Here is a 20,158-nt window from a genome sequence, read left to right on the forward strand (position 1 = left end):
GCCTTCGCTCATGTGCCGGTGGGGACGGCGGTTCGCGTAAGAGGACCGGGGGCGGGCCGTCGTATCAGGAAGGTGGCGGCGTATACGGCCGTGGCGGCGGCCATGATGGCGAAGCTGGGCGGCATCTTCGGCACCGTGTACGAGGCGAACAGCCCTGCCCACATCTCCAGTACCGCCAGGCCGGCGGAGAGGGCGAGTGCCCGGTAGGGGCGGTCGGTGAGCCGGATCGCGGCGCCGGCGGGGGCGGCGAGCAGGCCGAGCAGGAGCAGGGAGCCGACCGCCTGGGTGGCCTCGGCGGCGCTGATCCCGGCCAGGGCGAGGAAGCCGTATCCGAGCAGCCGGACCGGTACCCCGCGGGCGGCGGCCACGGCCTCGTCGAGCGTGGCGAACAGCAGCGGCCGGGCGATGAGGACCACCAGCAGGCCGACCCCCGCGGCCACCAGAGCGGCGACGGCCGCGCTGGCGGAGGAGATGCCGAAGATGGAGCCGAACAGCACACTCACCCCGGCGGTGCCGTTCGTGGTGCTGCGCGAGGTCGTGTAGAGGGTGATGAAGAAGGCGCCCAGGCCCAGGATCCAGGAGAAGACGCTCCCTATGACCACGTCGTCGGGCCGGGCCTTGCGGCCGAGGGTGCCGAAGAGCAGAGCCATGCCGATGGTGGCGGCGAACAGGCCGACGCGAAGGTCGGCGCCGAAGGCGAGGGCAGCCATCGCGCCGGTGAAGGCGACGTGGCTGAGCGCGTCGCCGGTGAAGACCTGGGCCCGCAGCACCAGGAAGTAGCCGACCAGTCCGCAGGCGGCGGCGATGGCGGTACCGGCGAGGAAGGCGTGAAGGAAGAACGGGTGGGACAGCGGGGAGGCGGCGAGCAGGACAGTCATGCGATCACCTCCTTGGCGGTGGGCGTGGCCCCGGCCCGGGTGCGACTGAGGACCTCGCGCAGCGAGCGCCGGCCCAGCGCGAGCAGGTATCCGGCGAAGGCGATGGTCGTCACGAAGAAGCCCAAGGGGTAGGGCGAGTAATAGGCGGCGGTCAGCCCGAGCCAGGTCGCGGCGAAGGCCAGCAGGACGGCCAGGGCCAGGCTCAACGCCGGGCGGGCGGTGAGGACTTGCGCGGTGGCGGCCGGGATCACCATGAGGGCGAAGACCAGGAGGGTCCCGGTGATCTGGCTCGCCTCGGCGGTGGCCGCACCGAGCAGGACGAGGAAGACCACCGACAGGGCGCGCACCGGCACCCCGCGCCCGGCGGCGACCTGCGGGTCGACGGACGAGAACAGCAGCGGCCGACCGATCAGCGCCAGCACCGCGAGCACCACCGCGCCGACCACCGTCAGCACGGTCACCTGGGAGGAGGTGATGCCCAGGAAGGTGCCGAAGAGGATGGTCTGCGGCCCCTCCAGCAGCCCCCGGTACAGGGCGGTGAACAGGAACCCGGACGCGAGCAGGAACGCCTGCACGGTCCCGGTCAGCGCCGACTCCTCGTGCTCACCGCCGCCCCGCAGGGCCGCGATGACCAGCGCGGCGGCCACACACAGCGTGAAGTAGCCGTAGACCGCGCTGAACCCGAGCAGGAGCGCCCCGGCGGCGCCGGGGAAGGCGATGGCGGAGACGGTGTGCGCGGCGAAGGTCTGTCGCCGCAGCACCACGAACCACCCCACGACCGCCGAGACCACGGCCACGACCGCGCCGGCGCGGAACGCGTTGACCATGAAGGGATAGGACCACATGTCCTGGAAGTCGGTCAGGAGGTTCCACGACCAGGTTGGTGCCCCTGTCTCAGCCAGCAGCATGACCGCTCCCCGGGGTGTCGTGCCGGTCGGTGTGCACGGCCGGTGCCTCCGGCTGGCCCACGACGACCAGCCGCCCGTCCGAGGTCTGCAGCACCTCGACCGGTGTGTCGTACAGCCGGGTCAGCGTCTCGGAGGTGATGACCTCGGTCGGTGTGCCTGCGGCGGCGCCGCCCTCGGCCAGGTACACCACGCGGTCCAGGTGGTGGAGTATCGGGTTCACGTCGTGGGCGACCATGACCACGGACACGCCCTCCTGGTGGCAGACGCGCCCGATGAGTGCTGCGACGGCGCTCTGGTTGGGCAGGTCGAGGCTGTCCAACGGTTCGTCGAGCAGGAGCAGTTCGGGCCTGCGGACCAGTGCCTGGGCGATCAGTAGACGCTGCTGCTCGCCGCCGGAGCACTGCCCGATGGGCCGGTGTGCGTAGGCCGACGCTCCGACCAGCTCGATCACCTCGTCCACCCGCGCGCGGTCGGCCCGTCGACGTGCGCTCGGGAAGGGCAGCGGCACTCCCCATCGGTCGCCGTCCAGGCCGAGGCGCACCACGTCGATGCCGCGGATGCGCAGGGTGGCGTCGAAGCTTCGGCGCTGTGGCAGGTAGCCGATGCGGTCGTTGGCCTGTCCGGGCCGGGCCCCGAGGACCCGTACGTCTCCGGCCGCCGCAGGCAGGGTGCCGAGCAGAACCTTGATCATGGTGGACTTGCCGACGCCGTTGGGGCCGAGCACGGCGGTGAACTCGCCGGTCCCGATGCGAAGGTCCACCCCCGACCACAACGTTCGGCCGCCGACCCGCACGGCGGCCCCGCGCAGGGCGACCACCGGATCGCTTCCGGTTCCTGTGGCCGTGTCGTGCCCCCCGCTTCGGCGGCCGGGGACACTGTGGCCGCTGGTGTGTGTGACGGCTTCGCGGGCCTTCGCTATCGGGTTCATGGCTTCAGTTCACTTCCCGGTGGCCTTGGCCAGGGCCTGCTCGATGCCCTGCAGCTGGGTGGTCTGCCACTGCTGGAAGGAGGCCCCGGCAGGGCTGAGGGTCTCGGTCACCGTGGCGACCGGGATGCCCTGGGCCTTGGCCTCCTTGACCTGCGCCTGCACGTCCGGCGTGGAGTTCTGGGAGTTATAGACGTAGATCTTGATCTTCTTGTTCTTGATCTGCTGGTCGATGGTGGCCTTGTCCTTGGCCGTGGGGTCGGAGCCCTCGCTCATCGCGTCCAGGAACGTCTCCGGGGTGAGCATCTTCAGTCCCAGACCGTCCGACAGCGGCGTGACGATGGACTCCGAGGCACCGATCGGGGTGCCCGCGTACTTCGCCTTGATGCCGGCGATGAGCTTGTTGTAGCCGGCGAGGGTCTTCGTCTCGAAGGTCTTCTTCTGCTGGTCGAAGTAGGCCGCGTCGGCCGGGTCGATCTTCTTGTAGTCGGCGGTGATCTTCTCGATGACCTGGTGGACGTTGTCCGGGGAGTACCAGCGGTGCGGGTTGCCGCCCGGCTTGATACCGACCAGGTCGCCGACCTTGAGCTGGGTGCGTCCGCTGCCGGGGTTGGCGGCGAGCAGCTTGTCGGCCCAGGCGTCGTAGCCGATGCCGTTGACGATCGTGTACTGGGCGCTGGCCACGGTGCGGGCGTCTGCTGCGGTCGGCTCGTAGTCGTGGGGGTCGGTGTCCGGGTTGGTGATGATGCTGTTCACCTTCACGTGGCTGCCGCCGAGCTGGGAGGCGATGCTGCCCCAGAAGTTCTCCGCTGCCACCACCTGGATCGTGTTGCCCGAGCCGTGTCCGCTGCCGGTAGCGGCGGTGTCGGTGGTGTGCGAGGAGGAGGTCGAGCAGGCGGTCGCCGTCACGGCCGTCAGGGCGGCCGTCGCGGTGACCAGTGCGATCCTCGCGACGGGCCGGGCGGAACGGGAGGCGGGGGCGGTGGACATGCGGGAGCTCCTTCGGGCGATACCGGTCGCGCTACGGACAGGCGTCGGCTGCGTGGCGACACCTTCGACGCTAGATGGAAATGATTTTCAGATCAATGCCAGATGAAAACCGTTGCCATCTTTTGACCGGGCGTACGACTGCTCCGGGGCTGCGCAGGTAGGGGGGTGCGCCGGATGCCTCCGGGACAAGCCTTGGCGGCCGTCGCTCACGAGGACCGGGTGTCCTGGTGGGCGACGGCCGCCAAGGGGCAAAGTGGCGGACCTGACTGCCGAGCGCCGGTTCCGGCATGCAGCGGTCGCGATCGGCAGTGGTTCAGCAGTCGCGGAACTCTGGTGATTGGTTGAGGATCTGCGCGCGCGGGGAGGTGAAGCGGGTGTGGGTGGCGCTGCCGCGCGCCTCGGAGTGGAAGGCGGCCACCCGGTGGCAGTTCTGGAAGGCGAGGACGATGCCGAAGTGCCGTTCCAGGCTGCCGCGGATGGCGTCGCTGGACAGGGCGCGCAGGAGTTGGCCGCGCTCCTTCTCGGAGGGCGGCGGGGTCTGGTTGTCGGCGAACTCCGCCGTGCCGGACCTCAATTCCTCGGCGAGGCGGGCGATGAGGTCGTAGGCGTACGGCAGGGAGGTGCGCGCCGTTTCCACGAAGTCCTGCTCCCGTACCTCGCCGTTCTCGGCTTCGGCGAGGAGCTGCGGGGAGACGTCGAGTGACATGAAGGGCTGTCCTGTTCTCTTGCTCTGGGTTTTGGTCTTGGGGAGTGGGGGTCAGGCGAAGGCGGTCAGTGATGCGGGGCCGTGGCGGAAGTCCGGGTCGACCTGGCCGGCGAGGTCTTGGCCGGTGGCTTCGTTGGCCCAGGCGGCGGCGTTGCGCAGGTGGAAGTCCACGGCGTGCTTCTGGAAGGCCGCCCAGTCCTTGGGGCGGGCGTCCACGGCCGCGCGCAGCAGGTCCAGGGTGCGAGTGTTGTGCGGCTCCAGCTCGCTGTGGCTGCGGCCCTGGTCCTGGGCGCGCACGTAGGAGGACTGCTCGCAGTGCGCGAGCAGATCGTCGCCGACGTGCTTCTTGAGGAAGAGCAGGTCGTCCTCACCGGTGACCTTGTTGCCGACGATGGCGATCGGGATGCCGAACTCGGCCGCGTGGTCGCGGTACTGGCGGTACACCGAGACGCTCTTGCGGGTCGGCTCGACGACCAGGAACGTCATGTCGAAGCGGGTGAACAGGCCGGAAGCGAAGGCGTCGGCGCCGGCGGTCATGTCGACGACGACGTACTCTCCGGGGCCGTCCACGAGGTGGTTCAGGTACAGCTCGACCGCGCCGAGCTTGGAGTGGTAGCAGGCCACTCCCAGATCGCTCTCGTCGAAGGTGCCGGTCACCATGAGCGGGACGCCTGCGACCTCCTGGACGTGGTGGCCGTGGATCTCGTCGTCGCCGAGCAGCCGCAGCAGCCGGGAGCCGCGTCCGGGCGGGGTTGTCTTGACCATGGCGTCGCGGGACGGGATCCGCGGATTGGTGCCCCGCAGGTAGTCCTTGATCTCGCCGGTGCGCGCGCTGAGCGGCGGGGCGGCGAAGAGCTCGTTCTCGTCGAGGCCGAGGGCGTGGGCCAGGTGCTGGTTGATGTCGCCGTCGATCGCGACGACCGGCGCCCCCGAGTGCGCCAGGTGGCGGGAGAAGAGGGCCGACAGGGTCGACTTGCCGCTGCCGCCCTTGCCGACGAAGGCAACACGCATGGCTAACCGCCACCCCCGCTGTTGAAAATGGATGTCATGAGCATAGGCTGGTGATGCGGCCAGGCGCTGTCAAATCCCCGGTGTGTCAACTTGCTGACAGCTGTGGCGGGTTGGGTCTCCGCGGCGGCAAATAGGGGGACCTCTTTCACTCATGCGGAGGAAACACGGAGATGAGCGATACCGCCGGCGACCGTCAGAGCCGCCCTTTCACCCTTGTCGTCTGCGGCTCATGCCCTGCCGCCGCGAGGGGAGGGGCGATGAACGGGCTGCGTCACGCGGTCCGGGAGTGCCCGCACGCGGTGATGGTCTCCACCGGTTGCCTGGGAAAGGTGCTGCATTGCCAAGGCGGCCGCGGGCTGCAAGGCGCTGTGCAGCCCTGCGGGATCGACCGCAGGCCCACTGGGATGGTGGTACGCCTCGGTCCGCTGGTGACGGAAGCCGACGCCGAGGCGGTGGGGGCGTGGCTGCGGGCCGGGATGCCCGACGACGGCACACTGCCCGACCGGCTCCGGGCAGCCCCGGCGCCGCAGCAGGTCGCCCACCTCAACTGACGTGCTGCTCCTGGAGGTGTGCGTCAGTCGAGGTCGCGGACGCCGAGGCGCAGGTGCTCGATGTGGTGGACGGCCTGGTCGAGGAGTCGGGCGACGTGGTCGTCGTAGAGGCTGTAGACGATGCGGCGGCCGTCGCGGCGGCCGGTGACCAGGCCGAGGGCGCGCAGCAGGCGGAGTTGGTGGGAGACGGCGGACTGTTCCATGCCGATGACGGCGGCGAGTTCGCCGACCGGGTAGGGCCGTTGCCGCAGGGTGGTGAGGATCAGCAGGCGGGACGGTGTGACCAGGGCCTGGAGCGTTGTGGCGACGGAGGCGGCGGTGGCTTCGTCCAGCCGGGCGGCCGCGTGGACGTCGCGGCCGCCGGCGTCGAGGTCATCGGCGTGCACGGGCGCGGGCCTCGCGCGGTGGGCGGATGAGCTGGAGGGCCAGGGCGGTGGGCGGTTCGACGATGCCGGGTCCGCCTTGGGCTGCCCAGCGCAGCAGGTCGTCGGTGCTGTCGTCGTCCATGGCGAAGCCGACCCAGACGGCGCGGCCTCCGGCGCGGCGCCCGGCGGTGGAGGGCTGGACGACGATGACGTTGGCCTGGTCGCAGGGGCCGAGGCAGTCCGTCGTGCGGACCTGGAAGCCGTGCTGTGCCGCGCCGGCGCGCAGGCGTTCCAGTTGCCAGGCGTGGTCGATGCTCGGGTGCTTGCGCGGGTTGCCGCAGCAGCAGCCCCGGCACACGACTAGCGTGCAGGGGCGGGGAGCGGCTGCCCGGATCACGGCCCGGTTCACAGCGCGTTCCGGGACGGCACGCCGTACGTCCGGATCCGTCCGTCCCGCCAGGCGACGGCCAGCAGGTGCGGGTCCGTCCAGGCCAGTGCGGCGACCGCTTCGCCCGTGCCGTCCAGTTCGCGCGCCGGGCGCAGGCGTGCCTGGGGCCGCCCGGCCGTGGCGTGCCACAGGGCTACGGTGCCGTCGGCGCCGCCGCTGGCCAGATGCCCGGCCGCGCCCGGCCGCCAGGCGAGCGCGGTGACCGTCTCGTGGCAGCGCAGGGAGCGCGGTGCCGTGCCCTCCGGGCCCTTGCCGGAGAAGTCCCATACGGTCACGTCGGGTGCGCCGTCGGCGGCCAGCCAGAAGCCGGTGTCGTCGAAGGCGAGGCGGGAGACCTTCTCCGGGTAGCCGGACATGGTGAGTTCGCCGCCGTCGCGGGTGCGCCAGATGTGGATGGAGGCGTCCTGGTTGCCGCTGCAGATCCACCTGCCGGTGGGTGCGACGGCGAGTGCGAGGTGGGAGCCGACGTAGGGGTAGGTGGCGACCGGCTTCTCGGTGTGCCGTTCGTGGCAGCGCACGGCGCCGTACGCCGCCACGGCCAGGCGCCGTCCCTGTCGCATCCAGGCGAGGTCGGTGACGGTGGACGCGGCGGGCTCCGTGCGCCACAACTCGCCGCCGTCCGTGTCGAGTACGAGTGCGCGGCGGCCGGAGGCGACCGCGACCCGTGTGCCGTCGGCCCACGCGGCGGCGGCCGACCATGCGCCGGACTCCCGCACCGTCGTACCCCCGCCACAGTGCATATCCCAGGGGGCCGGTCGCCACCATGTGCCCGGCATCCGGGGAAAGCGCGACCGCGAGTGCGCCTCCGGAAAGCTCGAACGCCCCGATCTCGGCGCCCATCGCCGCGTCGAGGACCTTCACCGTCCCCTCGGCCCCGGCGACGGCGACCAGATCACCCCGTGCATTGAGCGCGACGGGTGCGTCGTCGACGCCGGCCTCCCAGGCGAGCGGGGACTGAACCGTCGTACTCACGCGGCCGCTCCCGCCGTGGCCAGGCAGTCGGCGAAACCGTGTTCGAGGGCCTCCCGGTCGAGGTTGCGGCCGATGAACACCAGCTTGTTCGTGCGGGGTTCGTCCTCCCGCCAGTCGCGTCCGAAGGTGCCGTCCAGCAGCATGTGGACGCCCTGGAAGACGTACTGCTTGGGTGCTCCGGCGATGGCGAGGATGCCCTTGGAGCGGAAGAGGTCGACGCCCTTGGTGCGCAGCAACCGGCCGAGCCAGGCGTTGAGCCGGTCCTCGTCCAGCTCCCCGGTCAGCTCGATGCCGACCGAGGTGACGGTGGTGTCGTGCTGGTGCTCGGTCTCGGTGAGGAAGGCGGGATCGTCGGCGAGCACCCGCTCCAGGTCGAACGCGCCCACGTCCAGCACTTCGTGGAGATCGATGCGCGCGTGCTGTGCGGGGATGATCCGCACTCCGCCGTTGATGGCCCGGATGCGGCGCACGACCTGTCCGATGGTCTCCTCGTCGGCCAGGTCGGTCTTGTTGAGGACGACGCGGTCGGCGAAGGCGATCTGCTCGACGGCCTCGTTCTCCACGCCCTCCGGCTTGACCTCGTCCAGGTGCTGGAGCACGTGGGCGGCGTCGACGAGGGTGACGATGGCGTCGAGCCGCAGCTGGGCGGCGATCTCGTCGTCCATGAAGAAGGTCTGCGCGACCGGTGCGGGGTCGGCCAGTCCGGTGGTCTCGATGAGGATGTGGTCGAACTTCTCGCGACGCCGCATCAGCGCGCCCAGAATGCGGATCAGATCTCCGCGCACGGTGCAGCAGATGCAGCCGTTGTTCATCTCGAAGATCTCTTCCTCGGCGTCGAGGACCAGGGCGTCGTCGATGCCGACCTCGCCGAACTCGTTCTCGATGACCGCGATCCTCATGCCGTGGTTCTCGGTGAGGATGCGGTTGAGGAGGGTGGTCTTGCCGGAGCCGAGGAAGCCGGTCAGGACGGTGACGGGGACCCTCCCCCAGACTTCGTTCGGGGGTGCCCCCACGTCGCGCGGCTCTTCGGTTACGGAGGTGGTCAAGTCGGTCTCCTAGTCGTGCTGTTCGGGTGTGGCGAGGAGGGCGGCCCGCAGGTCGTCCTCGGTGATCTGGTCGGCGGGGTGGTGCAGCGTCCAGCGGCGGGCGTCGCCCTCCATCGGCAGCACGATGACGACCGTTTCCAATGGCGGGCAGCCCGGTTCGGTGCAGGCGAGCTGGCGGATCAGGACGGCGGTGTCGTCGTCGAGTCCGAGCAGGGCGCGCACGGTCTCCTTCAGCTCGCGCAGCTGCGGACTGGGCCCCGGAGGCCCGGGCCGCGATCCCAGTGGCATGGCTGTTCCTCTCCTCCATTTCCGTCCCCGGACGGCCGGCCTCCGACGGTGTGGGGGAGGCAGTCGGTGCAGACGCCGGTGAGTTCGACGGGGTGCTCCACGGCGGTGAAGCCGGTCGCGGCGGCGATCCGGCCCGCCCACTCCTCGACGACCTCGGAGTCCACCGGCCGGCTGCGGCCGCAGTCGCGGCACATCAGGTAGTGGCGGTGCCCTTCGGCGGGGCGCAGCCGGTAGAGCCGCCTGCCGGTCTCGTCGCGTACGACGTCCACACCGCCGTCGGCCTCCAGCTCGCGCAGGGCGCGGTAGACGGTGGTCAGGCCGATCGCGTGGTCGCCGGCCACCAGAAGGGCGTACAAGTCCTGGGCCGACACGAAGTCCTGGCAGCCCGCGAGTGTCCGCGTGACCGCCTTGCGTTGTCGGGTCGTCCGGTCGCCCATGGCGCATCACCCCCTGTGGCTCGTGCCGGGTCGGCACGCTCCACCGTAGATGGAAATGAAATCCATGTCCATATGAACGACCAGTCATGTGCGGCTTGGTTGGCGACGGCTGGTTCAGCAGTGCTGCCGGGGCAATCGGACGGCAGGTCCTTGCGGGTGTGGGCTGTCAGGCCAGTGCCTTCGGGGCGGTGGAATGTGACGGGAACCTCCCGGTGGAGCACCTCCCGGACTCCCGGCCCGCGTCGATAATGACCTTGTGCGCTCGCTGGTCAGGAATGCCGTCCTGCCCCTGATGCTGGTCATCGTCGGGGCAGCCGCAGTGGTGGGCGACGCCGCGTGGGAAACTCATACGGCCACAAGCAGCGGGCGCAGCCGTTTCGGCAAGTCCGGCGAGCGGGGCCAGTCCCCGCAGGACCAGGACCAGGCCCTCTCCGCGACGGCCCCGGCCAAGGACGGCACCGCGTACACCCCCCGCAGGACCGAGGAGAACGCCCGGATCGGCGCGATCTTCGAAAAGGACGACCAGGGCGCCCACTTCTGCACCGCGAGCGTGGTGCAGAGTCCGGGCCGGAACATGCTGATCACCGCGGCCCACTGCGCCTTCGACAACGACTCCGGACAGCCCCTGAACGACCTCGTCTTCGCCCCCGGCTACCGCAACGGCGACGAACCCACCGGCCTGTGGAAGGTCAGCAAGGTGGTCGTCGACGACCGCTGGGCCAAGTCGCAGGACGAGGACCTCGACGTCGCCTTCCTCGTCCTCGACCAGAAGGACGGCAAGAACATCCAGGACCTCCTGGGCGACAACACCCTCGGCATAAACCGCGGCTTCGACAACAAGGTCAAGATCACCGGCTACCCCACCAGCCGTGACACCCCGATCTCATGCCAGAACCGCACCACGAAGTTCAGCGACACCCAGCTGCGCATCCAGTGCACCGACCTCGAGGACGGGACCAGCGGCAGCCCCTGGCTCGCCGACTACGACCCCAAGCGCCACACCGGCACCGTCATCGGCGTCCTGGGCGGCCACGAGGGCGGCGGCGACCAGGACGATGTCTCCTACGCCGCGTACTTCGACGACGACATCGCCAAGCTCTACCGACGCGCCCAGGGCGAGGACTGAGCCCAGCTCATCCGCACCCAGCTCACGGCGAAAGGGCCGTACTCCGGTGGTGCTTCCGGCGGGCTTCCACGCCGTCCGTCAATGCCGGTCATGAGTGGACGAAGAGTCGACCTATTGTCAGCCCGTCCAGGCCAGTTCGAGCGTCGGTTCGTTCGAAGCCATCCGGCGGTGATCGAGTCGCGCCGTTGTGGCGGGATCGATGGGACGGTTGTGCAGTGCCGTCCCGGACGGGGGTCTGACTCATGAGATCTATGACCGAAGTGTCCAGTCACAGGCGTGTCGACTGTCGTTGCGGGATAGCACCTGCAGGTACCGAGCCACAGGGCGTGTCCCAATAGGGGCCTTGCCGAGTTTCAGGCGCCATCACGGTTCAGACCGCCCGAGCGGGCCGGTGCCATCCACCCAGCACGTCACCCGCGGGAGAGGCGAACCACCATGACGACCAGACAGCGCAGCACCTCCTCCACCAGCACGGATCCTCCTGTTCCGGGCGAGGTCGTCCTGGGCGTGGACACGCACGGCGAGGTTCATGTCGCCTCTGTGGTCTCCCCGCTGGGGAAGGTCCTGGGTTCCGAGTCCTTTCCGGCCACGGCGGCCGGCTACCGTCGGCTGCTCACCTGGGCCCGCAAGCTGGGGAAAGTGCGCCGGGCCGGTGTGGAGGGCACCGGCACCTTCGGCGCGGCCCTGTCCCGCTACCTGCTGGCCCAGCAGATCCAGGTGTTCGAAGTGAACCGGCCCGACCGCTCGGCCCGCCGGCTGCTGGGGAAGTCGGACCCGCTCGATGCGCAGGCCGCCGCGCGAGCCGTGCTCAGCGGTCGCACCCGGGCCCGGGCAAAATCCGGCCACGGTCCGGTGCACAGCGCCCGGATCTTCAAGCTGGCGAAGGACTCAGCGGTCAAGGCCCGTACCCAGGCGATCAACCAGCTCAAAGCCGTCCTGGTCATCGCCGACCCCGCCCTGCGGGAACGGCTGTCGAGCTTGGGCAATGCCGAGCTGTTCCGCACCTGCGCGACCCTCAGCCCACCCGATGACGGGGGAGACGAGGACATGGTGGCCCAGGCCACCCACATGACGTTACGCATGCTCGCCGAGCGCATCGAACAGCTCACCGGGCAGATCGATGAGCTGAACCAGCGCCTGACCCGGCTCGTCGAACGCCACGCCCCACAGCTGCTCGAACCGGTGGGCATCGGCCCGGACAGCGCCGTCACTCTCCTGATCACCATGGGAGACAACCCCGAGCGACTGAACACCGAGGCGTCCTTTGCAGCCCTTTGCGGAGTCAGCCCCATCGAGTACTCCTCCGGCCGGCGGAGCACGCGCCGGCTCAACCACGGCGGAGACCGCCAGGCCAACGCCGCCCTGGACCGCATCGTGTTCACCCGCCTGCGTCACGACCCTCGTACCCAGGCGTACTACGAACGCCGCACCCAGGAGGGCAAGACCCGACGCGAGATCATCCGATGCCTCAAGCGATACGCAGCCCGCGAGGTCTTCAACCTGGTCAGACCGGTTTCCCGCGCCCCCGCGTTATAGGGGCGTCCGTGAGACGTGAGAGGGTCTGGGGCGTGAGTGAGACACCCCCGAACACCCTGCAATACCGCTTTGACGGGCCAGAAGACGCTCCGGTCCTGATCTTGGGTCCCTCACTGGGTACCACATGGCACATGTGGGACCGGCAGATCCCCGAGCTCATCAAGCAGTGGCGGGTCTTCCGCTACGACCTGCCGGGTCATGGCGGCGCCCCGGCGCACCCGGTGGGCTCCGTCGCCGAGCTCACCGCCCGGCTGCTGGCCACGCTCGACGGTCTCGGAGTGCAGCGCTTCGGCTACGCGGGCTGTGCGTTCGGCGGCGCCGTCGGTATGGAGCTGGCCCTGCGCCACCCCGAGCGTCTCGCCTCGCTCGCCCTGATCGCCGCGTCGCCCCGCTTCGGCACGGCCGACGAGTTCCGCCAGCGGGGCGTGATCGTCCGGACGAACGGGCTCGATCCCATCGCCCGGACCTCCCCCGATCGCTGGTTCACCGCCGGCTTCGCGGCCGCCCAGCCCGCGATCACCGAGTGGGCCGTGCAGATGGTCCGCACCACCGACCCCGGCTGCTACATCGCGGCCTGCGAGGCGCTCGCCGCCTTCGACGTACGGGCCGAGCTGGGCCGCATCGGCGTGCCGACCCTGGTCCTCGTGGGCTCGGAGGACCAGGTCACCGGCCCCGCCGAGGCCCGCACCCTGGTCGCCGGGATCCCGGACGCCCGGCTCGCGGTCGTCCCCGGCGCCTCCCATCTGGTGCCCGTGGAGCAGCCCGCGGCGGTCACCGATCTGCTCGTCCACCACTTCTCGACCGCCTGGCAGCCCGCCTTCGACGCGACGACCGGCCAGCTGACGGCGATCACCACACCCCCGGTCAAGCCGGCGCTCGCCCCGCCCGCCCCGGTGGCGCCCGTGGCCGAGATCGCCCCGCCCGTCATGACGTCCGAGCCCGCGGACCGGGCCGACCCGTACGAGGTGGGTCTCAAGATCCGCCGTGAGGTGCTCGGCGACGCGCACGTCGACCGGGCGCTGTCCTCGGCGGACGACTTCTCCGGGGACTTCCAGGAGTTCGTCACGCGCTACGCGTGGGGCGAGATCTGGGACCGGCCGGGCCTGGACCGGCGCGCCCGCAGCTGTGTCACCCTCACCGCGCTGGTCGCGGGCGGCCATCTCGAGGAACTCGCCTCCCACACCCGGGCGGCCCTGCGCAACGGACTGACCCCGGCCGAGATCAAGGAAGTGCTGCTCCAGGCGTCGGTCTACTGCGGTGTACCGGCCGCGAGCAGCGCGTTCAAGGTGGCGCAGGAGGTCATCCGCGAGGAGACGACCCCGCAGGAGTGATCGTCAGCCGGGTAGTGGGAGCACCACGTCGGGGGGACCCCGGACACCCGGGCGGGGGCAGGATGGTGTTCATGAAGCTCACGAAGAAGTCGCACGCCTGCATCCGGCTCGAGAAGGACGGGCGCACGCTCGTCATCGACCCCGGCACCTTCAGTGAGGAGGACGCCGCGGTCGGCGCCGACGCGATCCTGGTCACACATGAGCATCTCGACCACTTCAACGAGGACCGGCTGCGCGCCGCCCTGGACACCGACCCGGGCGCGGAGATCTGGACCCTCGCCTCCGTCGCGGAGAAGATCTCGGCGACCTTCCCGGGCCGGGTGCACACCGTCGGTCACGGCGACACCTTCACCGCCGCGGGCTTCGACGTGCAGGTGCACGGCGAGCTGCACGCGGTGATCCACCCGGACATTCCGCGCATCACGAACGTCGGTTTTCTGATCGACGGCGGCAAGGTCTTCCACCCGGGCGACGCGCTCACGGTGCCCGACCGCCCGGTGGAGGCGCTGATGCTTCCGGTGATGGCTCCCTGGAACAAGATCTCCGAGGTGATCGACTACGTCCGCGAGGTCAAGCCGCAGCGCGCGTACGACATCCACGACGCCCTGCTGACGGATCTCGCGCGGCCGATCTACGACCACCAGATCGGCGCGCTGGGCGGCGCCGAGCACCTGCGCCTGGCCCCGGGCGGGTCGGCCGAGGTCTGACGGTCGCGGCGCGCCGGCTGGGGGCCCGGCCCCGCCGCCCCCAGCCGGTTGTCGTACCCGCCCGGTAGGTTGGGGGACATGCGCATCGCCACCTGGAACGTGAACTCGATCACTGCCCGTCTGCCGAGGCTCCTGGCCTGGCTGGAGAGCAGCGGCACGGATGTGCTGTGCCTCCAGGAGGCCAAGGTCTCGGAGGCCCAGTTCCCCTACGATCAGCTCCGCGAGCTGGGGTACGAGGCGGCGGTCCACGCCACCGGCCGGTGGAACGGCGTGGCGGTGCTCTCCCGTGTGGGCCTGGAGGACGTGGTCAAGGGCCTGCCGGGCGATCCGGGCTACGACGGTGTCCAGGAGCCCCGCGCCGTCTCGGCGACCTGCGGCCCGGTCCGCGTCTGGTCGGTGTACGTGCCGAACGGCCGTGAGGTGGATCACCCGCACTACGCGTACAAGCTGCAGTGGTTCGAGGCCCTGAGGGCGGCCGTGGCGGGCGACGCCGGGGGCAGCCGCCCGTTCGCGGTGCTGGGCGACTACAACGTGGCGCCGACGGACGACGACGTCTTCGACATCGCCGCCTTCGAGGGTGCGACGCATGTCACCCCCGCCGAGCGCGCCGCCCTGACCTCCCTGCGCGAGGCCGGTCTCACGGATGTGGTCCCGCGTCCGCTGAAGTACGACCACCCCTACACGTACTGGGACTACCGCCAGCTCTGCTTCCCCAAGAACCGCGGCATGCGCATCGACCTGGTGTACGGCAACGAGCCGTTCGCGAAGGCGGTCAAGGACGCGTACGTGGACCGGGAGGAGCGCAAGGGCAAGGGCGCGTCGGATCACGCGCCGGTGGTGGTCGACCTGGGGTTGTGACGGCCTTGCGCGGGGCGCGGCGGCCGGAGTCCGCGCGCCCTGTGGTGCGAGCCGTGGCGGTGGTGTCACGCTGGGCTTATGAACATCCCTTTCTTGGGCGACTGGCGCAAGAAACGAGGCCTCTCACGAGGGGTCTCGGTGCTCTCCACCGGTGACCCCGACCCGGGCAGCGTCGCCGCACTTCTCTCCGAGTGCGAACTGTTGCGCTCCCAGGCCGACCAGGCGGGCGTCGAACTGGACGACTCGGCGGAGTCGTTGGAGGCGCTCGACCAGATCGTGCCGCGCTGGCGCGACGACGACGAGATCGTGCCCTGGCTCGGGAACGACGCGGGCCTGTATCTGGGCACGGTGATCGTGCGTACGGTGCCGGGCGCGACCTGGGTGGTGTGGCCGAGCGGCCATCCCGTGGTACGGCTGACCTCCGGCCGGGAGATCGACGTGGTCGAGGCCGGCCACACCTGGGCGGACACCGGCGCCCCCGAACTGACTCATGTGTACGCCGAGGTGGCGGAGTTCTAGAGCCCCGACAGGTGACGCTCGCCGCGTCGGGCAGACGTTGCCTGCCGGGGCACCGGCCCTGAGGACCACAGGCCGGAACCTCGACTAGGATGGGCCGTTCGTCCCCGCGATCTCGGTGGCGGTGGGACTTCCCCCCACAGCCACCCGGACCGTAGGGGGAGGGCAGCACCAGCTCATCGGGGTGTGCCCGGCCGGTGGCGGTCGAAGATCACTGCTCGCGCAGCGGAACGGACACGTAGGACGGGTCCTCCGCGGGCGAGGAGAAGGTCAGCTGCGCGCCGGACGGGTTGTGCTCGATGTAGAGCGGGTCGACCGTGTCGACGACCATCGCGAGCCGGTGCCCGGCCGGGACGTCGTAGGCCGTGGAGAACAGCTCCAGGTCGACGCCGAACGGCTTGCCGGGCGTCAGCCCGTGCCAGGTGTACGGCGCGTTGCTGACCAGTTTGCCGAGGCCGAGCGGGCCCACGTCGTAGAGGTAAGCGACGAGGGTGCCGCTCTCCTTGGTCGGGGTGAGGGTGGTGTGCAGCGTCGCCGTGCCGCGGATGTGCTGCGCGGTGGCGTATCTGGGCGACTGCCACACGGCCGCGTAGCGGCGCGGCAGCAGCGGGATCGCGGCTATCGGCGGCACATGGGCGATCTGGTCGAGGATGCTGGACAGGAAGATGACCCCGCCGTCCGCGCCGGAGTCGACGTTGGCGTGGATCGTGGTGGTTCCCGCGAGGTCGATCTTCCGCCGGGTCGCGCCCACCGACTTCCAGTCGGGGTAGCCCTCGTAACCGCCCGGGGAGCGGGGTTTGAGCTCCACCGGCTGTTCGCGGTCGATGCCGTTGTCCTCGCCCTTGAGATAGTGGTCCATCCAGCGCTCGGTGTCGGTCCACACATCGTTGGGAAGCCCGAACAGCCCGGTCAGTTCGGCCGTGGCGTGGTCGCCCGGACGCAGCTCCAGTCTCTTCGGTCCCGTCAGTTTCTCGTAGAAGTCGACGTACTGGTTGGGCGGGAAGATCGTGTCGCCCCAGGCGTTGGCGAGCAGGAGCGCCGTGCCGTTCTTGTTGAACTCGTCGATGTAGGTGGCGGGGGAGCGTTTCCTGCCCCAGGCGATCAGGTCCGGCTCCTTCGCCAGGTTGGAGGCGAAGAAGTCCTTGAACACCTGCTGGACTTCGGGGCTCGGACGGCCGGTCAGGGTACCGGCGCCGTCGAGCAGGGCGCCCGCCTGGACGTGCTGGGTGCGCTGGGAGTAGATCGAGTCGATCAGGTCCGCCCAGCCGCTCAGCGAGGCGACCGCCTTGATGCGCTTGTCGTGCGCGGCGGCGAGCAGGCTGATGCCGGCGCCGTAGGAGACCCCCGCCATTCCGATGTGCCGGGCGTCGGACGGGGTGTTGGCGAGCGCCCAGTCGATGACCCGGGAGGCGTCGGCTATGTCGGGGGGCCCGGCCACTTCTATCTGGCCGCCTGACTGCCAGAACCCCCGCACGTTGTACGTGACCACGACATAGCCGGAGTCCGCGAGCTTCTGGGCCTGGGCGAGGTACTCGACCTGCGGCAGGCCCCAGCTCGTCGGGAGCACGAGCAGCGGATAGCGGCGCGTGCCGTCGGCGCCCGAGGGCGTCACCACGTTCCCCTTGAGGACCGTTCCGCCATCCCCCGTGATGTCGACGAAGCGGACGTCGTTCGACGCCGCCTGGGCGGTCGGGGCGAACCCGAGGACGCTGCCGGCGATCAGCGTCGCCGAGACGGCACCCACGGTGGTCGTGCGCAGGGCCTTGCGGTGGTTTCCCACGGGTCACTCCTCACGTGTCAGTGCAAAGTGACCAGACGGTAACCTCATGTCCTTACCAGAGGTAACCCATCGGTAAGTTACGTGCCAGTAACGATTGTTGACGTCTCAGCAAACTTAGGAAACACGTGAGGAGTCGGAAGGAGATTCCTCCGGTGCGGGAGCGTGTGCGGCCCGGGTGACGTCCGCCACCAGCTCCACCACGTCCGGTCCGTACGCCTGGGAGTTGACCACCTTCAGCAGCAGGACGAAGGACCCGGTCCCGTACTTGCGTGCCAGTCGCTCGTGGTGGCGGGCGAGATAGCGGGTCGCGGCCTGGTTGGTGATCGCGCGCTGGCCGCAGAAGAGGAAGACGGGGCGTGCGCCGCGGCCCAGGTCCGCGGTGAGCCGGGCCAGGATCACATACTCCGCCCGGCCGGACTGCAGCAGATAGCGCTCGCCCCCGATGGCGAACGCACCGCGCTCCGGGCCCGGTTCCGCGTCGGTGTTGATGCGTATGCCAGGCAGCAACGAGTTGAGGTGGGCGGCCATCCGGCGGTTCGATGCCGGGCCGCCGACGCAGAACTCCGTGCGCTCGCCGAAACCCTGCTGGGCGGCGTCGTGCGCGACGACCTGGGCATGGGCCCCGCAGTCCTTGATGAGCGCGGACAGCTCCAGCAGGGCGAACACGTCGTGCCGCATCACCGTCAACTCGGGCCCGCCCGCCTCCCGGTTGACCACCAGCAGCGACTCGGAGTTGTCGGGCAGCCCGAAGAACACCTGCTTGCGGCGGAGTTTCCGCTTCCAGAGATACGTCCTGGCGAGCCAGCCGATCGCGGCGCTGATGCCGGCCGCGACCACCCCGAGGACGATGTTGCGCACGTCGTCGTTCATGGCCGGGCATGGTAGCGGGCCGTTGTGAACCGGTGTTCGATGGGACTGACGGGACCATGGCAATGCGGTTACGCTCGGTGGACGGACGTCGACTGGAGGTACGAATGCGTCGCCCTGTCGGACGGAAACTGGCGGTATGGGCGGTCTCGGCCGCCGTGGTGTCGGTGGGAGCGGCGGCGCCGCCGTCGTCCACCCCCGCACCGGACAAGGTCCCCGTGGCCGTCGGGTACGGCGGGGCCGTGGCGAGCGTCGACGCGGACGCCACCGCCGCCGGGATCGAGGTGCTGAAGAAGGGCGGCAACGCGGTGGACGCGGCCGTCGCCACCGCCGCCGCGCTCGGCGTCACCGAGCCCTACTCCGCGGGCATAGGCGGAGGCGGCTACTTCGTCTACTACGACGCGAAGACCCGTACGGTGCACACCATCGACGGCCGGGAGACGGCCCCGCTCACCGCGGACTCCGGCCTGTTCATGGAGAACGGCAAGCCGCTCTCCTTCGCCGACGCGGTCAGCAGCGGCCTGAGCGTGGGTACGCCGGGCACCGCCGCTACCTGGCAGAAGGCGCTGGACGAGTGGGGCAGCAGGCGGCTCGGCACGGTCCTGGAGCCGGCCGAGCGCATAGCCCGTGACGGGTTCACCGTCGACGACACCTTCCGCTCCCAGACCGCGTCCAACGAGACCCGCTTCCGCGCCTTCCCGGACACCGCCAAGCTGTTCCTGCCTGGCGGCGCGCTCCCCGCGGTCGGCTCCACGTTCAAGAACCCCGACCTCGCCGGCACCTACGCGGAGCTCGGCCGGAAGGGCATCGGCGCGATCTACCACGGCGATCTGGGCGACGACATCGTCGCCACCGCCGACAAGCCCCCGGTGGACCCGGCCTCGGGCTGGAACGCCCGTCCCGGCAAGCTGTCCGAGAAGGACCTCGCGGTCTACCGGGCCAAGCTCCAGGCGCCCACCAGGACCTCCTACCGCGGCCTCGACGTCTACTCCATCGCCCCGTCCTCCTCCGGCGGCACCACGGTCGGCGAGGCGCTCAACATCCTGGAGAGGACCGACCTCTCCAAGGCGAGCGAGGTGCAGTATCTGCACCACTTCATCGAGGCGAGCCGGATCGCCTTCGCCGACCGCGGGCGCTGGGTCGGCGACCCCGCCTTCGAGGACGTGCCCACCAAGGGACTGCTCTCCCAGCGGTTCGCCGACTCCCGCGCCTGCCTGATCAAGGACGACGCGGTCCTCACCAGCCCGCTCGCGCCCGGCGACCCGCGCCACCCGGCGGCCTGCGGCACCGGGGGAACGGCGGCTCCGACGACGTACGAGGGCGAGAACACCACGCACCTCACCGTCGCCGACAAATGGGGCAACGTCGTCTCCTACACGCTCACCATCGAGCAGACCGGCGGCAGCGCCATGACCGTCCCGCACCGCGGCTTCCTGCTCAACAACGAGCTGACGGACTTCTCCTTCGCCCCCGCCAACCCGGCCGTCCACGACCCGAACCTGCCCGGCCCGGGCAAGCGGCCGCGCTCGTCCATCTCGCCCACGATCGTGCTCGACAAGCAGGGCCGGCCGGTCGTCGCGCTCGGTTCACCCGGCGGCGCGACCATCATCACCACCGTGCTGCAGACCCTGACCGAGTTCCTCGACCGGCATCTGCCGCTCGTCGACGCCATCGCCGCACCGCGCGCCAGCCAGCGCAACGCGGCGAAGACGGAACTCGAACCCGCCCTCTACAACAGCGACCTGCGGGCACAGCTGGCGGCGATCGGGCACTCCTTCACACTGAACCCGGAGATCGGCGCCGCCACCGGCGTGCAGCGGCTGCCGGGCGGCAAGTGGCTGGCCGCCGCCGAGAAGGTACGGCGCGGCGGCGGGTCCGCGATGGTCGTGAACCCGGCGCCGTAACGGCCGAC

The 20,158-nt window shown here is 70.3% G+C and carries 22 protein-coding genes; 8 read left to right on the forward strand and 14 right to left on the reverse strand.

Going from position 1 to position 20,158, the window contains the following annotated elements:
- Positions 1-8: 8 nt before the first annotated feature.
- The 6 genes from ACFYX0_RS08915 to ACFYX0_RS08940 all read right to left on the reverse strand — a co-directional run bounded on the left by ACFYX0_RS08915 (position 9) and on the right by ACFYX0_RS08940 (position 5,418).
- A complete protein-coding gene (locus tag ACFYX0_RS08915; protein WP_388968116.1) occupies positions 9-878 on the reverse strand; it encodes a metal ABC transporter permease in 870 nt (289 codons plus the stop codon).
- Positions 875-1,786: a metal ABC transporter permease gene (locus tag ACFYX0_RS08920; RefSeq protein WP_388968119.1), complete on the reverse strand. Its 912-nt coding sequence runs from the start codon at positions 1,784-1,786 to the stop codon at positions 875-877. The genes ACFYX0_RS08915 and ACFYX0_RS08920 overlap by 4 nt, the downstream gene beginning before the upstream one ends.
- Positions 1,773-2,714 (reverse strand): metal ABC transporter ATP-binding protein, encoded by a 942-nt coding sequence (locus ACFYX0_RS08925; RefSeq protein WP_388968122.1) that lies wholly within the window; start codon positions 2,712-2,714, stop codon positions 1,773-1,775. Before ACFYX0_RS08925 ends, ACFYX0_RS08920 begins: the two co-directional genes overlap by 14 nt.
- Before the next feature lie 9 nt (positions 2,715-2,723).
- Positions 2,724-3,701 carry a metal ABC transporter solute-binding protein, Zn/Mn family gene (locus ACFYX0_RS08930; protein WP_388968125.1) on the reverse strand — a complete coding sequence of 326 codons (978 nt, stop codon included), beginning with the start codon at positions 3,699-3,701 and terminating at the stop codon, positions 2,724-2,726.
- A gap of 313 nt (positions 3,702-4,014) precedes the next feature.
- Entirely contained in the window at positions 4,015-4,407 is a 393-nt protein-coding gene (locus ACFYX0_RS08935) for an SCO5389 family protein (protein ID WP_388968128.1), read from the reverse strand.
- Positions 4,408-4,458: 51 nt separating this feature from the next.
- On the reverse strand, positions 4,459-5,418 hold the full coding sequence (locus tag ACFYX0_RS08940) for an adenylyl-sulfate kinase (protein ID WP_388968131.1): 960 nt from the start codon (positions 5,416-5,418) through the stop codon (positions 4,459-4,461).
- 257 nt (positions 5,419-5,675) lie between these two features.
- On the opposite strand from ACFYX0_RS08940, the gene ACFYX0_RS08945 reads away from it, so the two are divergent.
- A complete protein-coding gene (locus ACFYX0_RS08945; RefSeq protein WP_388968134.1) occupies positions 5,676-5,969 on the forward strand; it encodes a hypothetical protein in 294 nt (97 codons plus the stop codon).
- A gap of 23 nt (positions 5,970-5,992) precedes the next feature.
- Here the strand turns inward: ACFYX0_RS08945 and ACFYX0_RS08950 are convergent, their stop codons facing one another.
- From ACFYX0_RS08950 to ACFYX0_RS08975, 6 genes are all read right to left on the reverse strand, one after another.
- Positions 5,993-6,355, reverse strand: a complete 363-nt coding sequence (locus ACFYX0_RS08950) for an ArsR/SmtB family transcription factor (protein ID WP_388968137.1) — start codon at positions 6,353-6,355, stop codon at positions 5,993-5,995.
- Positions 6,342-6,743: a (2Fe-2S) ferredoxin domain-containing protein gene (locus ACFYX0_RS08955; RefSeq protein ID WP_388968140.1), complete on the reverse strand. Its 402-nt coding sequence runs from the start codon at positions 6,741-6,743 to the stop codon at positions 6,342-6,344. Before ACFYX0_RS08955 ends, ACFYX0_RS08950 begins: the two co-directional genes overlap by 14 nt.
- Positions 6,740-7,498, reverse strand: a complete 759-nt coding sequence (locus ACFYX0_RS08960; protein ID WP_388968143.1) for a WD40 repeat domain-containing protein — start codon at positions 7,496-7,498, stop codon at positions 6,740-6,742. The genes ACFYX0_RS08955 and ACFYX0_RS08960 overlap by 4 nt, the downstream gene beginning before the upstream one ends.
- Before the next feature lie 252 nt (positions 7,499-7,750).
- Positions 7,751-8,800, reverse strand: a complete 1,050-nt coding sequence (locus tag ACFYX0_RS08965; RefSeq protein WP_388968146.1) for a CobW family GTP-binding protein — start codon at positions 8,798-8,800, stop codon at positions 7,751-7,753.
- Between the two features lie 9 nt (positions 8,801-8,809).
- A complete protein-coding gene (locus tag ACFYX0_RS08970; protein ID WP_388968149.1) occupies positions 8,810-9,022 on the reverse strand; it encodes a hypothetical protein in 213 nt (70 codons plus the stop codon).
- 8 nt (positions 9,023-9,030) lie between these two features.
- A complete protein-coding gene (locus ACFYX0_RS08975; protein ID WP_388968152.1) occupies positions 9,031-9,525 on the reverse strand; it encodes a Fur family transcriptional regulator in 495 nt (164 codons plus the stop codon).
- Positions 9,526-9,781: 256 nt separating this feature from the next.
- Between ACFYX0_RS08975 and ACFYX0_RS08980 the strand changes: the two genes are divergently transcribed.
- From ACFYX0_RS08980 to ACFYX0_RS09005, 6 genes are all read left to right on the forward strand, one after another.
- A complete protein-coding gene (locus ACFYX0_RS08980; RefSeq protein WP_388968154.1) occupies positions 9,782-10,651 on the forward strand; it encodes a trypsin-like serine peptidase in 870 nt (289 codons plus the stop codon).
- A 435-nt stretch (positions 10,652-11,086) separates the two neighbouring features.
- On the forward strand, positions 11,087-12,187 hold the full coding sequence (locus tag ACFYX0_RS08985) for an IS110 family transposase (RefSeq protein ID WP_388968157.1): 1,101 nt from the start codon (positions 11,087-11,089) through the stop codon (positions 12,185-12,187).
- Positions 12,188-12,219: 32 nt separating this feature from the next.
- The gene (gene pcaC, locus ACFYX0_RS08990; protein ID WP_388968160.1) at positions 12,220-13,518 is read left to right on the forward strand and encodes a 4-carboxymuconolactone decarboxylase; all 1,299 of its coding nucleotides are present in this window, start codon (positions 12,220-12,222) and stop codon (positions 13,516-13,518) included.
- Between the two features lie 71 nt (positions 13,519-13,589).
- Complete coding sequence (locus tag ACFYX0_RS08995) at positions 13,590-14,225, forward strand: MBL fold metallo-hydrolase (RefSeq protein WP_388968162.1); 636 nt, start codon at positions 13,590-13,592, stop codon at positions 14,223-14,225.
- Positions 14,226-14,303: 78 nt separating this feature from the next.
- A complete protein-coding gene (locus tag ACFYX0_RS09000) occupies positions 14,304-15,083 on the forward strand; it encodes an exodeoxyribonuclease III (RefSeq protein ID WP_355913425.1) in 780 nt (259 codons plus the stop codon).
- A 78-nt stretch (positions 15,084-15,161) separates the two neighbouring features.
- Complete coding sequence (locus ACFYX0_RS09005) at positions 15,162-15,602, forward strand: DUF6278 family protein (RefSeq protein WP_311693363.1); 441 nt, start codon at positions 15,162-15,164, stop codon at positions 15,600-15,602.
- Positions 15,603-15,810: 208 nt separating this feature from the next.
- Here the strand turns inward: ACFYX0_RS09005 and ACFYX0_RS09010 are convergent, their stop codons facing one another.
- Entirely contained in the window at positions 15,811-17,379 is a 1,569-nt protein-coding gene (locus ACFYX0_RS09010; protein ID WP_388968165.1) for an alpha/beta fold hydrolase, read from the reverse strand.
- A 114-nt stretch (positions 17,380-17,493) separates the two neighbouring features.
- Positions 17,494-18,249: a hypothetical protein gene (locus ACFYX0_RS09015; RefSeq protein WP_388968168.1), complete on the reverse strand. Its 756-nt coding sequence runs from the start codon at positions 18,247-18,249 to the stop codon at positions 17,494-17,496.
- 104 nt (positions 18,250-18,353) lie between these two features.
- Here ACFYX0_RS09015 and ggt point away from each other — a divergent pair, with 104 nt between their 5' ends.
- A complete protein-coding gene (gene ggt, locus ACFYX0_RS09020) occupies positions 18,354-20,150 on the forward strand; it encodes a gamma-glutamyltransferase (protein ID WP_355913414.1) in 1,797 nt (598 codons plus the stop codon).
- Positions 20,151-20,158 lie beyond the last annotated feature (8 nt).

The sequence above is a fragment of the Streptomyces sp. NPDC002573 genome, assembly GCF_042889625.1.
GTDB lineage: Bacteria > Actinomycetota > Actinomycetes > Streptomycetales > Streptomycetaceae > Streptomyces > Streptomyces gibsoniae.